Annotated in this window: 14 protein-coding genes and 2 pseudogenes; 10 read left to right on the top strand and 6 right to left on the bottom strand. The window is 68.5% G+C overall.

Annotation, left to right across the window (positions count from 1 at the left end):
• The 3 genes and pseudogenes from Q0326_RS10210 to Q0326_RS10200 all read left to right on the top strand — a co-directional run.
• Positions 1-411: pseudogene (locus Q0326_RS10210) on the top strand (hypothetical protein); the annotation flags it as partial.
• 2 nt (positions 412-413) lie between these two features.
• Positions 414-749 carry a hypothetical protein gene (locus Q0326_RS10205; protein WP_298689798.1) on the top strand — a complete coding sequence of 112 codons (336 nt, stop codon included), beginning with the start codon at positions 414-416 and terminating at the stop codon, positions 747-749.
• Positions 750-783: 34 nt separating this feature from the next.
• Entirely contained in the window at positions 784-1,125 is a 342-nt protein-coding gene (locus tag Q0326_RS10200; RefSeq protein ID WP_298689797.1) for a hypothetical protein, read from the top strand.
• Positions 1,126-1,148: 23 nt separating this feature from the next.
• Here Q0326_RS10200 and serA read toward each other — a convergent pair whose 3' ends face one another.
• The 3 genes from serA to Q0326_RS10185 form a co-directional block, all read right to left on the bottom strand.
• A complete protein-coding gene (gene serA, locus Q0326_RS10195) occupies positions 1,149-2,726 on the bottom strand; it encodes a phosphoglycerate dehydrogenase (protein WP_298689796.1) in 1,578 nt (525 codons plus the stop codon).
• Positions 2,727-2,856: 130 nt separating this feature from the next.
• On the bottom strand, positions 2,857-4,044 hold the full coding sequence (locus Q0326_RS10190; protein ID WP_298689795.1) for a phosphoserine transaminase: 1,188 nt from the start codon (positions 4,042-4,044) through the stop codon (positions 2,857-2,859).
• Between the two features lie 221 nt (positions 4,045-4,265).
• Positions 4,266-4,463: a hypothetical protein gene (locus Q0326_RS10185; RefSeq protein WP_298689794.1), complete on the bottom strand. Its 198-nt coding sequence runs from the start codon at positions 4,461-4,463 to the stop codon at positions 4,266-4,268.
• 115 nt (positions 4,464-4,578) lie between these two features.
• Here Q0326_RS10185 and Q0326_RS10180 point away from each other — a divergent pair, with 115 nt between their 5' ends.
• Both Q0326_RS10180 and Q0326_RS10175 read left to right on the top strand, forming a co-directional pair.
• Positions 4,579-5,265, top strand: a complete 687-nt coding sequence (locus Q0326_RS10180) for an extensin family protein (RefSeq protein WP_298689793.1) — start codon at positions 4,579-4,581, stop codon at positions 5,263-5,265.
• 153 nt (positions 5,266-5,418) lie between these two features.
• Entirely contained in the window at positions 5,419-6,309 is an 891-nt protein-coding gene (locus tag Q0326_RS10175; protein ID WP_298689792.1) for an LOG family protein, read from the top strand.
• Between the two features lie 40 nt (positions 6,310-6,349).
• Here the strand turns inward: Q0326_RS10175 and Q0326_RS10170 are convergent, their stop codons facing one another.
• Positions 6,350-7,126 carry a cytochrome c family protein gene (locus Q0326_RS10170; RefSeq protein WP_298689791.1) on the bottom strand — a complete coding sequence of 259 codons (777 nt, stop codon included), beginning with the start codon at positions 7,124-7,126 and terminating at the stop codon, positions 6,350-6,352.
• Positions 7,127-7,259: 133 nt separating this feature from the next.
• Between Q0326_RS10170 and Q0326_RS10165 the strand changes: the two genes are divergently transcribed.
• Positions 7,260-8,159: a prephenate dehydratase gene (locus Q0326_RS10165; protein WP_298689790.1), complete on the top strand. Its 900-nt coding sequence runs from the start codon at positions 7,260-7,262 to the stop codon at positions 8,157-8,159.
• 99 nt (positions 8,160-8,258) lie between these two features.
• Here Q0326_RS10165 and nudC read toward each other — a convergent pair whose 3' ends face one another.
• Entirely contained in the window at positions 8,259-9,155 is an 897-nt protein-coding gene (gene nudC / locus Q0326_RS10160; RefSeq protein WP_298689789.1) for an NAD(+) diphosphatase, read from the bottom strand.
• Positions 9,152-10,231 (bottom strand): A/G-specific adenine glycosylase, encoded by a 1,080-nt coding sequence (locus tag Q0326_RS10155; protein WP_298689788.1) that lies wholly within the window; start codon positions 10,229-10,231, stop codon positions 9,152-9,154. Before Q0326_RS10155 ends, nudC begins: the two co-directional genes overlap by 4 nt.
• Positions 10,232-10,257: 26 nt before the next feature.
• Between Q0326_RS10155 and Q0326_RS10150 the strand changes: the two genes are divergently transcribed.
• From Q0326_RS10150 to Q0326_RS10135, 4 genes and pseudogenes are all read left to right on the top strand, one after another.
• On the top strand, positions 10,258-10,824 hold the full coding sequence (locus Q0326_RS10150) for a DUF721 domain-containing protein (protein ID WP_298689787.1): 567 nt from the start codon (positions 10,258-10,260) through the stop codon (positions 10,822-10,824).
• On the top strand, positions 10,821-11,537 hold the full coding sequence (locus Q0326_RS10145) for a thioredoxin domain-containing protein (protein ID WP_298689786.1): 717 nt from the start codon (positions 10,821-10,823) through the stop codon (positions 11,535-11,537). The genes Q0326_RS10150 and Q0326_RS10145 overlap by 4 nt, the downstream gene beginning before the upstream one ends.
• A 20-nt stretch (positions 11,538-11,557) precedes the next feature.
• A complete protein-coding gene (locus tag Q0326_RS10140) occupies positions 11,558-12,310 on the top strand; it encodes a thioredoxin domain-containing protein (protein WP_298689785.1) in 753 nt (250 codons plus the stop codon).
• 25 nt (positions 12,311-12,335) lie between these two features.
• A pseudogene (locus Q0326_RS10135) lies at positions 12,336-13,473 on the top strand (AAA family ATPase); the annotation flags it as partial.

The raw sequence follows: 13,473 nt of genomic DNA, 5'->3' as shown, positions 1-13,473 counted from the left end.
CTGCAGGACCGGGCCGATATAGAATATAACAACGCTCTCGCAGCGGCAGACGCGGGCAGATTGCCGCCTGCGCCAACGGAGCGGATGGCGATCGGGAATTACATCGACCGGGCCGTGAAGTCCGACTTTAGAGACGTCTTGACCGTGCGAAGCCTCTCCGTTCCTACCGGGCAGGCAGTTCGTGTGAATGGCCGCGAATATGATTCATCCGGCGATGATCTTTCTTATTCGATACCGGACGCGCGGGTCGACGATGTGGCATTCGATATCACGCTGACTGCGAAAAAACTGACAACGCCACAGGTTCGCCGGTTCTTCAGTAGCGACTTCCATCCTAGGGCTGTTGTGATCATTAGGCCACGACAGCTTGGCGTCGACAGCAGCTATATCATCAAACGCCCGGGGAAATAACCATGCGTCCTTATAAACCCTATATCTGCCAAACGATCGGCGAGCTGAACGACAAACTCGGCTGGATGATGTTGAATGCACCAACCTTCAAGGATCCTTCAGGCTATTTCCCCGACCGCGATCTGGACATCACGTTCAAAGGTTTCAACGAGAGCCTTTCCAATCTGCGCAGCAAGCTCGGCGATGAGCGCTACGAAAAGATGCGGCAGATGTCCGACCAAATGCGCTCGCTCTTTGAGTCCGATCCCGACAGTAAGACGGGAGGGGCGAAGGAGGGCTGCAAGATCATCTACGAAATGGAAATGATGTTACGTCGCAGGCGGCCGGCGCTGAAATGACGTCACCACTATTCCGCACCGTTGCAGGATATTTATGAGACGCCCTTACAAGCCGTATATCGCGCAAACGATAGGCGAGCTAAGCGAAAAACTTGGCTGGATGATGCTGAATGCTCCGACGTTCAAGGATCGTACAGGCTATTTCCCGGATCGCAGCATCGATACCGCCTTCCAAGGCCTCAACGACAGCCTCGCCAATCTGCGCGGCAAGCTCGGCGAAGAGCGCTACGCGAAAATGCGCGAGATGTCCGACCAGATGCGGCCGCTGTTCGAGTCGGACCCGGAAGGGGCGACTGGCGGCAGGAAGACCGGGCGGCAGATCATCCACGAGATGGAATTGATGCTCCGCCGTAAGCGGGCCGCGGCGCCGGAATAGCGCCGCCGCCCGCCCCAATCACATCAGAACGTCAGCGCCTTGACCGTCTTCACGCCCGGCAGACGGCACACCTGCCACAGCAGCGGCTCGTCGACCGCGCCGTCGACCGAGAGCAGCAGCACTGCTTCGCCGCCGGCATCGCGCCGCCCCAGGTGGAACGTGCCGATATTGACCCCCGCCTCGCCCAGCGTCGTGCCGAGCCGGCCGATGAAGCCCGGCGCGTCCTCGTTGACGATATAGAGCATCGCGCCGGCTAGATCGGCCTCGACCTTGATCCCGAACATCTCGACCAGCCGCGGCGAGGCGCTGCCGAACAGCGTGCCCGCCACCGACCGCTCGCCGGCGTCGGTCTTGACCGTCACGCGGAGCAGCGTCTGATAGTCGCCCTCGCGGTCGTGGCGCACCTCGCGCACGTCGAGCCCGCGCTCCTTGGCGAGCGTCGGCGCGTTGACCATGTTCACCGTGTCCGAATAGACGCGCATCAGGCCGGCGAGCACCGCGCCGGTGATCGGCTTCTGGTTGAGCTCGGCGGCGGCGCCCTCGACCTCGATCGACACGCCCTTGATCGCGTCGCGCTCGAGCTGGCCGATCAGGCTGCCGAGCTTTTCGGCGAGCGCCATGTACGGCTTGAGCTTGGGCGCTTCCTCGGCCGACAGGCTCGGCATGTTGAGCGCATTGGTGACGCCGCCCGACATCAAAAAGTCCGCCATCTGCTCAGCGACCTGGATCGCGACGTTGACCTGCGCCTCGGTGGTCGACGCGCCGAGATGCGGCGTCGAGATGAAATTGGGCGTACCGAACAAGGACGAGGCGCTCGCCGGCTCCTCGACGAACACGTCGAGCGCGGCGCCGCCGATGTGGCCGCTGTCGAGCCCGGCCTTGAGCGCCGCCTCGTCGATCAGGCCGCCGCGCGCGCAATTGATGATCCGCACGCCCTTCTTGGTCTTGGCGAGATTCTCGGCGGACAGGATGTTGCGGGTCTGGTCGGTGAGCGGGGTGTGCAGCGTGATGAAGTCGGCGCGGGCGAGGAGGGCATCGAGCTCGACCTTTTCGATGCCGATATCTTTAGCACGCTCGGGGGTGAGGAAGGGATCATAGGCGATCACCTTCATCTTGAGCCCCAGCGCGCGGTCGGCGACGATCGAGCCGATGTTTCCGGCGCCGATCAGCCCGAGCGTCTTCTGCGTCAGCTCGACGCCCATGAAGCGGTTCTTCTCCCACTTGCCGGCCTGCGTCGAAGCGTCGGCCTCGGGAAGCTGGCGGGCGAGCGCGAACATCAGCGCGATGGCGTGCTCGGCGGTGGTGATCGAATTGCCGAACGGCGTGTTCATCACGACGACGCCCGCCGCCGATGCCGAGGGGATGTCGACATTGTCGACGCCGATGCCGGCGCGGCCGACGACCTTGAGGTTCTTGGCCGCGGCGAGCACGTCCTTGGTGACCTTGGTCGCCGAGCGGATGGCGAGGCCGTCATAGTCGCCGATGATGGCGATCAGCTCGTCCTTGGTCTTGCCGGTGATCTCGTCGACCTCGACCCCGCGCTCGCGGAAGATCTTGGCGGCTTGCGGGTCCATCTTGTCGGAAATGAGGACTTTGGGCATGGTTTTGGTGCTTTCGCTTCTACCGTCGTCCCGGCGGAAGCCGGGACCCATAGACGGCGGTGTCGTGTCTGGTCGGAGCGGTGACGTATCCATGGGTCCCGGCTTTCGCCGGGACGACGGATAGGTGAGGTTACGCCGCGCGCGCCTGCGCGAAGGCCCAGTCGAGCCAGGGGCCGAGCGCCTCGATGTCGGCGGTGTCGACGGTCGCGCCGCACCAGATCCGCAGGCCCGGGGGCGCGTCGCGGTAGGAGCCGAGATCGAAGGCGGCGTCCTCCGCCTCGAGCTTCGAGACCATCGCCTTCTCGATCGCGGTCAGCCCGTCGTCGTCGAGCCCGGCGACGGCATCGCCCGCGAACTTGAGGCAGACGCTGGTGTTCGAGCGCGAGGCCGGGTCGGCCGCCAGATGCGCCAGCCAGTCGCGCGACTGCACGATCGCGTCGAGTGCTGCGGCATTCTCGTCGGCGCGCTTGATCAAGCCCGAGAGCCCGCCATGCGTCAGCGCCCATTCGAGCGCCCAGATATAGTCCTCGACGCACAGCATCGAGGGCGTGTTGATCGTCTCGCCCTTGAAGATGCCTTCGCTGAGCTTGCCCTTGGCGGTGAGGCGGAACACCTTCGGGATCGGCCACGACGGCGTGTAGCTCTCGAGCCGCTCGACCGCGCGAGGAGACAGGATGATCACGCCGTGCGCGCCCTCGCCGCCGAGCGCCTTCTGCCAGGAGAAGGTGACGACATCGAGCTTGTCGATCGGCACGTCCTGCGCGAAGCAGGCCGAGGTCGCGTCGCAGATCAGCAGGCCCTCGCGGTCGTCCCTGATCCAGTCGCCATCGGGGACGCGGACGCCCGAGGTGGTGCCGTTCCAGGTGAAGACGACGTCTTGGTCCTGGTCGATCGCGGCCATGTCGGGCAGTTCGCCATAGGGCGCCTTGACGACCGTCGGGTCGATCTTGAGCTGCTTGACCGCATCGGTCACCCAGCCTTCGCCGAAGCTCTCCCAGGCGACGGTGGTGACGGGGCGGGCGCCCAGCATCGTCCACATCGCCATCTCGACCGCGCCGGTGTCGGAGCCCGGGACGATGCCGATGCGGTGCGTGTCGGGGACCTGGAGGATTTTGCGCGTCAAGTCGATCGCATGCGCCAGCCGGCTCTTGCCGAGCTTGGAGCGGTGCGAGCGGCCGAGCGAGGCGTGCGGCAGCGACGCGGCATCCCAGCCGGGCGGCTTGGCGCAGGGGCCGGAACTGAAGAAGGGGCGGGCCGGCTTGGTGGCGGGCCGATCGGTGGACGCACGGGTGGCGTCGGGTCGCAACGTGTCAGTCATGTCAGTCTCTCCTCACAGAGAGCACGCGCCGCGTTGGGGCGGCGTGGCCCGCCGACGGCTTTAGTCGCGTCGGCGGGGGTGTCAATCAGGCTTGGCGTCGCGTTGACCGCCAGGCGGTCGTCCGCCTGATTCGTCATGCCGGATGTGATCCGGCACCGAGAGTCCAAACATCGACGCATGGAGCTCTCGATCCCGGGCGAGACCAGGATCAAGAGATCATATCATTCCGCGCTCGGTGCGGTCGCCTTGTCATAATAATGTTTGGCGACCATCAGGCCGACGCCGAGCAGCGCCAGCGGGATGATCTTCTTGGCGACCGCGACCGTCGCGACGCCGAGCAGTGCGCCGACCGCACCGCTGTCGCCGTCCGACTCGGCGATGTCTTCGCCGATGAGTGCACCGATCAGGCTGCCGATCATGTCCGTTCCTTCCGTGGGTTTCGCCAGCCAGACGCGTGGGCGCGGCGAGCGTTCCGTAGGCGTTATGGTGCGGGCGGGCAGCGGATGGTAGGCGGGCGTATCGGGGAGAGTTGCCGTGCGTCGTCTGCGTGTCGCCTTGGTCGCCGGTGTAACGGCGCTGATCACGATGTCCTGTGTGCCGAAGGGTCATCAGCCCGCGCGGCGGACGCCGCCGCGATCGGCGCCGCGCTATACGGCGCAGCCCGCGCCACCGACCTACGACATCAGCGCGGCGCACCGCCTATGCCTCGCGCAGCTGACCTCGGACGGCGCGCGCTACAATCAACTGCCGGACCGAGTCTTCGGTGGCGGCTGCTCGGCGATCGGCACCGTCCAGCTCACCGACATCGGCATGCCGACCACCAATCTCGGCGCGATGACCTGCCCGCTCGCCGATGCCTTCACCCGCTGGACGCGCGATGCCGCGCAGAAGGCCGCGGCGGCCTGGCTGTCGTCGCCGGTGGTCAAGATCGAGAGCTTCGGCACCTACAGCTGCCGCCCGATCAACAATGTTGAGGGCAACAAGCTGTCCGAACACGGGCTTTCAGATGCGGTCGACATATCGGGCTTCGTGCTCGCCGACGGACGGCGGATCACGGTGCTCGACGACTGGAACGGCCCGGACGAATATGCCCGCAACTTCCTGCGCGCGGTGCACGACGCGGGGTGTCGCCGCTTCCATGTCGTGCTCGGCCCCGACGCCAATGCGCTCCACCGCAATCACCTGCATTTCGACATGGGACCGGGCGTCTATTGCAAATAAGCCTGTCGGTTCCCCGGCGAAAGCCGGCGTCCAGGCCGCAGTTCTTGGCGGACGCGGCGCTAGACCGGAGAAGTGGGGCCTGGATCCCGGCTTTCGCCCGGGGCACGGGGCTGACACTTCCCAGCGTCACATTGCGCGTCTAGTCGCCCAATGATGACCGACAAGACACGCATCCCGGCCGGCGAGAAGGCCGGCGTCCCCAAGCGCATCTTCGCCGATGCCAGCACCGAGGCGAAGACCGCGCGCGACGCGGTGGCGACGCCGCAGACCGAGGATCCCGCCTATCGGCTCGCCTTCCAGGACGACGAGTTCCTGCTGCGCGAGGATCTGCGGCCCGTCCGCTTCCAGCTCGAGCTGCTCAAGACGCAGCTGACGCTCGAGGAGGCGAACATCGCCTCGACCTTCGTCTTCTATGGCTCGGCCCGGATCCCGTCGCCCGAGCGCGCGCCGCTCGTGCTCGACGCGGCCAAGACCCCCGAGCAGAAGCGGATCGCCGCAAATCTCGCCGCCAACTCGAAATATTACGAGATCGCGCGCGAACTCGCCCGGCTCGCGAGCGGCGTCTGCCCCGACGAGGACGGCAAGCGCCAATTCGTCGTGTGCTCGGGCGGCGGGCCTTCGATCATGGAAGCGGCCAATCGCGGTGCCGCCGACGTCGGCGCCGAGACGATCGGGCTCAACATCGTGCTGCCCCATGAGCAGGCGCCCAACCCCTACGTCACCCCGCGGCTGTCGCTGCGCTTTCACTATTTCGCGCTGCGCAAGATGCACTTCCTGCTGCATGCGCGCGCGGTCGCGGTGTTCCCCGGCGGGTTCGGCACGTTCGACGAATTCTTCGAGCTGCTGACCCTGATCCAGACCGGCAAGATCGCGCCGCTGCCGATCCTGCTGTTCGGCCGCGAATTTTGGGACACGGTGGTCAATTGGAAGGCGCTCGCCGACCACGGTGTGGTCAATCCGCAGGACCTGACGCTGTTCCGCTATGTCGAGACCGCGGACGAGGCCTGGGCGATCGTGCTCGATTGGTATGGGGTCGAGGGGTAATCATCCTCCCCAAGCAAGCTCGGGGAGGATTTTCGGATGCCTATTTCTTCGTCTGCGCCTCGGTGCCCGTCACGCTCGGCGCGCCATTGCCGCCGACGCTGCCCTTGGGGTTCGCCGCGGCCTGGCCTTCGGTGATCACCGGCTGCTTCTTGGCGCCTTCGCCGGTGGTGTTCGGGCCGGCCTTGGCCGAGGCGTCGGTGCCCGCCGCGGCGGCGGCACCGGCGGCGGGTGCGGTCGGCAGCGGCTCGGGCTTGTCGCTCTCGCTGTTGAGATAGGCGATCACATTGGCGCGATCCTCGGGCTTGGAGAGGCCCGCGAAGGTCATCTTGGTGCCCGCGGCATAGGCCTTGGGGCTCTTCAGCCACTGGAACAGCTCGTCGAACGTCCACGGGCCGGTGTGGGCCTTGAGCGCATCCGAATAGGAGAAGCCCGCCTCGGTCGCGACCGGCCGCCCGACCACGCCCCACAGCTGCGGCCCGATCATGTTCGGTCCGCCCTTCTGGTCGGAATGGCAGGCGCCGCATTTCTTGAAGACGTCGGCGCCCTTCTGCGGGTCGGCCTTGGCGAGATAGAAAGCGGCGGGCTGTTCCGCGGCCTCGCCGCCGCCGGCGCTGGCATCCGCCTCGACGCCCTCGACGGTATAGCCCATCTTCTCGGGGCGTTCGGAGCGGAAATATTCACCGGTGACGACCGAGAGGCCGAGCGCGGCGATACCGGCGGCGAGCACCCAGCCAGCGATCGTGTTGGTGCGGTCCTTGACGCCTCCGGAAACCCGGCTTCCCTCTTCCCAATGGGGATCCTCGTTCCGATCGACCATGCGCCGCCGCACTCCCTATTGCTATCTCGCTCGCGTGACGCGGCGTTATTTGCGGCCAACCCATAGATTCGCCAAGCCGATCCCGCAAGCGCGCTTGCGGCGATACCGCGGGTGCGCGTAGGCGCAGCGCGTCATGCAGACCTACCCCGCCCCCGCCGCCCTCCTCGTCGACCGGATGGTGGCCGCCGCCGCCGCCGCTCCCGAGCGCGCCGTCGCCTTCCAGGGCGCGCCCGGCGCCAACAGCCATATCGCGCTCGGCGAGGCGTTTCCGGACGCGCTGCCGCTGCCCTGTTTCGGTTTCGAGGACGCGATCGACGCCGTGCGCGAAGGTCGCGCCGACTGCGCGCTGATCCCGATCGAGAATTCGCTGCACGGCCGCGTCGCCGACATGCACTTCCTGCTGCCCGAGAGCGGGCTGGTGATCACCGGCGAGCATTTCCTGCCGATCCGCCACTGCCTGCTCGGCAGCGGCCCGGTCGAGGCGGTCGAGGAGGCGATGAGCCATCCGCAGGCGCTCGGCCAGTGCCGCTTCTGGCTGCGCGACAAGCGGATCCGCGCGATCCCCTATGCGGATACCGCCGCCGCCGCCGCCGCCGTCGTCGAAATGGGCGCGCCGCCACGGATCGCGGCGCTCGCGCCCAGGCTCGCCGCCGAGATCTACGGCCTGCCGGTGCTGGTCGAGGGCATCGCCGACGAGGTCGACAACACCACGCGTTTCGTCGTGCTGGCGCTCGCCGCCCCCGCCGAGCTCGATCCTGGCCCCTATATGACGACGCTGATGTTCGCGGTGAAGAACGTGCCCGCCGCCCTGTTCAAGGCGATGGGCGGCTTTGCCACCAACGGCGTCAACATGACCAAGCTCGAGAGCTATCAGCGCGGCGGCGCGTTCCGCGCGACCGAATTCTACGCCGATATCGAGGGGCATCCCGAGGACACCGGCGTCCGCCGCGCGCTCGAGGAACTCGCCTTCCACTCGCGTTGGGTGCGCATCCTCGGCACCTATCCGCAGGCGCGTGAGCGGGGCGCGGGGTAGATTTTCTGTCATCCCGGACCTGATCCGGGATCCAGGGCTTCTGGCGACGCCCTCTGGAACTCTGGATGCCGGATCAAGTCCGGCATGACGAGACGTTGTTCATCCCTCCGCCAGCCAGCGGGTGAAGAGCGTGTGCGCGATCGCATAAGCGGGAGGCGGCAGGAACGGGGCGGCGGGATCGCCGGCGAGGGCTGCGGCGACCTCGTCGCGGGTCACCCATTTCGCCTCCTCGAGCTCGCTATGGTCGACGACCAGTGCGTCGTCGTCGGTCAGCGCGACGCAGGCGATCATCAGCTGCGAGGGGAAGGGCCAGGGCTGGGAGGCGAGATAGCGCACCGAATGGACGCGGATCCCCGCCTCTTCGTGCAGCTCGCGCGCAACCGCCGCCTCGACCGATTCGCCGGGCTCGAGAAAGCCGGCCAGCGCCGAATAGCGCCCCGCCGGAAACCCCGGCTGGCGACCGACGAGGACGCGCGCGTGCGCGCCTTCGCCGTGCTGGGCGAGCATGATCACGACCGGATCGACCCGCGGGAAATGCTCGGCGCCGCAACTCGGGCAGATCCGGCCCCAGCCGGCGCGGAACAGGTCGGTCGCATGACCGCAATTGGGGCAGAAACCGTGACGCGCATGCCAGTCGACAAGGCTGCGCGCGGTCGCATAGGTGCCGGCCTCGGCAGGCGACAGCGTCGTGATTGCGGCGAACAGCTCGGGCGAGCGGCGCAGCGCCGAGACCCCGGGCGTGAGCGCGACGAATCGCGGCCGGTCGTCGAGCCGGCCGAGCAGTGCCAGCGGCACGTCGTTCGCGACGGTGTCGAGCGCGGTCCAGCCGAGCCCGCCGTCGGCGCCGACCGATGGGCGCAGCTCGTCGAGGCAGAGCAGCAGCGCCTGGGCGTCGACCCGCATCGCGGCGACCAGCGCGGCGTCGTGGCGCGCGGCGTCGACGCGGTCGAGCAACGAGCCGGTGAAGCCGGGAGCGGTCGTCAGGGCGGACGTCATAGCGGGAGGACCTCTCGGGTGAAGGCGCGGCCGAGCGCTGCGGCGCGGGCGTAGAGCGTGGGAAGTCCCGCCTGCTCGATGTCCGCGACCGGCCACCAGAGTGAGTCCGGAACATCGGTCGCGGGGCGGGTGGGGAGGTCGGCGGCCATCACGTCGAGCGATAGCGAGAAATGGGTGAAGACATGCTCGACCGTGCCGATCGGTCGCCAGGTGGCTTGCGCCGGTGGGGCGGCCTCGGCGATCTCCCCCCACCCGCCGCCGGGCAGCGCACGCATGCCGCCGAGCAGCCCCTTGTCGGGGCGCCGGACGAGCAGCACCGCGCCTTCGACCTCGAGCCAATAGGCGAGCCCGCGGCGATGCGGCTTGGCCTTCTTGGCAGGCTTGACCGGATAGAGTTCGGGATCGCCCTCGGCGCGCGCCAGGCAGTCGGCCGCGAGCGGGCAGAGCAGACAGCGCGGCCGGCGCGTCGTGCAGATCGACGAGCCGAGGTCCATCATCGCCTGGGCGAAATCGCCGGCGCGATCGTCGGGCGTGATCGTGTCCGCAAGCGCACGGATGCGGGGGCGCGCCGCGGGCAGCGGCTCGGTCAGCGCGAACAGCCGCGTCGTCACGCGCTCGACATTGGCGTCGACGACCACCGCCCGCCGTCCGAACGCGATCGCGGCGACTGCCGCTGCGGTGTACGCCCCGAGGCCCGGCAGCGTGCGCAGACCCGCCTCCGTGTCGGGAAAGCGGCCGCCGTGCTGGTCGACGACGGCGCGCGCGCAGGCGATCAGGTTGCGCGCGCGGGCGTAATAGCCGAGCCCGGCCCAGGCGGCCATCAGCTCGGCTTCGTCGGCAGCGGCGAGCGCGGCGACGCTCGGCCAGCGCTTCGTGAAGGCGGCGAAATAGGGCCCGACCGCGGCCACCGTCGTCTGCTGAAGCATGATCTCGCTCAGCCAGACGCGGTACGGATCGGGCGGCGTCGGGTCGCCCGGCGGCGTGCGCCAGGGCAGCGCGCGGGCATGCGCGTCGTACCATGCGAGCAGGAGGCGGGCGGCATCTTCGGAAGCGGCGACGCGCGTATCGACGGGCATGGCCCGGCTATGGCATGGGGAGACGGATGACGGAAGGTTCGGACATACCGGCGCGGCCCAAGGCCGCCAAGCCGCGCGCCAAGGCGAAGCCGCCCGTCGAGGTGCCGCGCCAGGGACGCGTACGCGCGGTTTCCGAGATCCTGCCCGATGTCGGCGGCGCGGCGTTCCGCCGCTTCGGCTTCGTCCAGTCCGCGGTGGTCAGCCGCTGGCCCGAGATCGTCGGCACGCGCTATGCCGGGGTCTGCTCGCCCGAATCGATCCGGTTCCCGACCGGCAAGCGATCCGACGGCGTGCTGACGCTGTCGGTCGAGGGCGCGCATGCGACGATGATGCAGCATGTCGCCCCGACACTGATCGAGCGCGTCAACCGTTTCTTCGGCTATCCGGCGGTCGCGCGAGTCCAGATCCGGCAGGGCGCCGCGCAGCCGCGCGAGAAGCCCAAGCCTGCGGCGCCCCCGTCGCTCAAGCCAGTCGAATTCGGTGATGGTTTGCGCACGATTGCCGATCCCGAACTGCGCGCGGTGTTGACCTCGCTCGCGCACGGTCTGTCCTTCACCACCGGCGCGCCGCGCCTTCCGGAGACTTCCGAATGAGTCCCGTTCGTATCGCCTTGCTTGCCCTCGCCACCGCGCTTGCCGGACCGGCGGTCGCCGCCGTCCATCATCCGGCCGCCGCACACCCGGCCGCGGTCGACTGGACGCAGGTCGTCGGACCGACCGCCGATGGCGGCGTCCGCGTCGGCAACCCGCAGGCCAAGGTCAGACTGGTCGAATATTTCTCGACGACCTGCCCGCATTGCGCCGCCTTCTCGAAGGAGGCCTATCCGCAGATCCTCGACAAATACGTCCGTGGCGGACAGGTCAGCTTCGAGGTCCGCACCGCGCTGCGCGACGCGATCGATCTCGTCGTCGCGAAGAGCGTGCGCTGCGCGGCACCGACGCGCTATTTCGCGACGCTCGAAGATGTGATGGGCGCGCAGTCGGACTGGGAACCCAAGACGATCGACTGGGTCAATGCGCACAGCGCCGATCTGCAGGGCGCGCACAAGGATGTCGCCGTGGTGACGATGCTCAACGGCGTCGGCATCGGTGCGCTGGTCGCCAAGCACGGCGTGACCGCGGCGGCGCTCGGCGGCTGCCAGCAGAACAAGCCGATGCAGCAGGCGCTCGAGCGCAGCACCAACGACGCCTGGAACGTCCGCAAGATCGACGGCACGCCGAGCTTCTACCTCAACGACGCCAATCTTAAGGACGTCTATGTCTGGTCGCAGCTCGAGCCGCTGATCCAAACCGCGCTCAAGGCATGATCACAGGAGTATCGCGTACAATGACCCTTTCCGCCCGCCTCGCCGTTCCGCTGATCGCCGCCGCCACGCTCGCGCTCGCCGCGTGCCACAAGCAGGCCGACACCGGCACCGCCACGCCGACCGGCACGACGGCCGCTGCATCCGGTCCGGTCGGCCCGGCGCCCGCCGGCGGCTGGACCGAGCAGGTCGTCCAGACCCCCGAGGGCGGCTTCCGCATGGGCAGCCCCGCGGCCCCGGTGACGCTGGTCGAATGGGGCTCGCGCACCTGCCCGCATTGCGGCGCCTTCGCGAAGGAGGCGATGCCGGACCTCAAGAAGATGGTCGATACCGGCAAGCTCAGCTATGAATTCCGCGATTTCCCGATACACGCGCCCGATCTCGCCGCGATCTTGCTCGGTCAGTGCAATGGCGCCGCGAGCTTCTTCCCGCTGCTCGAGAGCATGTTTGCCGATCAGGTCAACGTCCTGCCCAAGTTCGAGACGCTGCCGCCGAGCTTTCAGCAGTCGCTGACCGGCAAGACGCCCAATCAGCAGGCGCAGATGTGGGCCGAGCAGCTCGGCTATACCCAGTTCGTCGGCCAGCGCGGCGTGCCGGCGGCCAAGGCGCAGGCCTGTCTCGCCGATCCCAAGGCGGTCGAGGCGATCAGCGCGCGGCTGCAGAAGGACAGCGGCCGGATCGAGGGAACGCCGAGCTTCACGATCAACAATGGCGACGTCGTGACCAACCTGGAATGGCCGCAGCTCAAGGCGCAGCTCACCGCCGCCGGCGCGTGACGCCGAGACGGGGCCGGGGCGCGCGATGCGGATCAGGCGGCTCAAGCTCGCCGGCTTCAAGAGCTTCGTCGATCCCGCGGAGCTGCTGATCGAGCCGGGGCTGACGGGAATCGTCGGCCCCAATGGCTGCGGCAAGTCCAACCTGCTGGAGGCGATCCGCTGGGTGATGGGCGAGGGCTCGGCCAAGTCGCTCCGCGGCGGCGGCATGGAGGACGTGATCTTCGCGGGCACCGCCGCCCGTCCCGCGCGCGACTTCGCCGAGGTCTCGATGCTGCTCGACCGCGCCGGCACCGAGGGCGCGGACGAAGCCGAGATCGTGCGACGGATCGAACGCGGCGCGGGCTCCGCCTACCGGATCGACGGGCGCGACGTGCGGCAGAAGGATGTCGCGCTGCTGTTCGCCGATGCCGCGACCGGCGCGCATTCGCCGGCGCTGGTCAGCCAGGGGCGGATCGGCGCGATCATCGCCGCGCGCCCGACCGATCGCCGCGCGATGCTCGAGGAGGCGGCGGGGATCGCCGGGCTCCACGTCCGCCGCAAGGATGCCGAGCAGAAGCTGCGCGCGACCGAGGCCAATCTCGAGCGGCTCGACGCGCTGCTCGGCGACATGGAGGCGCGCGCCGGGGCGCTGCGGCGGCAGGCGCGCGCGGCGGAACGCTATCGGCTGCTCTCGGGCGAGATCCGCATCGCCGAGGGCCGGCTGATCTATGCACGCTGGCGCGACGCTGCAGCGGCCGCGCAGGCCGCCAAGCGTCAGGCCGAGGCCTGCGAGACGCGCGTCGCCGAGACTGCCGGTCAGCTGCAGCGTGCCAATGGCCTGGTCGGCGAGGCCACCCAGCGGCTCGCGGCGGCGCGTGCTGCGGCGCAGGCGGCACGCTAGGACCTCTCCGGCGTCGGGCATCGGCTCGAGACGCAGCGCGCCGCGCTGGCGGCGGTGCAGCGGCGGATCTCCGATCTCGCCCGGCTGCGCGACACGCTCGACAAGGATCGCGCGCGCGAAGGGGCATTGGCGGAGGATGCCGCCGCCGCGATCGCGCGGCTCGGGTCGGAGGCGGAGGCGCTGACGCTGCGCGTGGCCGACGGCGAGGCCGCACGGCCGGCGCTCGCAGCGCGGCTGGCCGAGAGCGAAAGCGCGCTGCGCGACAGCGAGGTGGTGCTGGCAC

It is taken from the genome of uncultured Sphingomonas sp., assembly GCF_937859915.1.
Classification (GTDB): Bacteria; Pseudomonadota; Alphaproteobacteria; order Sphingomonadales; family Sphingomonadaceae; genus Solisphingomonas.
This window is presented reverse-complemented; position numbering and strand designations above follow the sequence as displayed.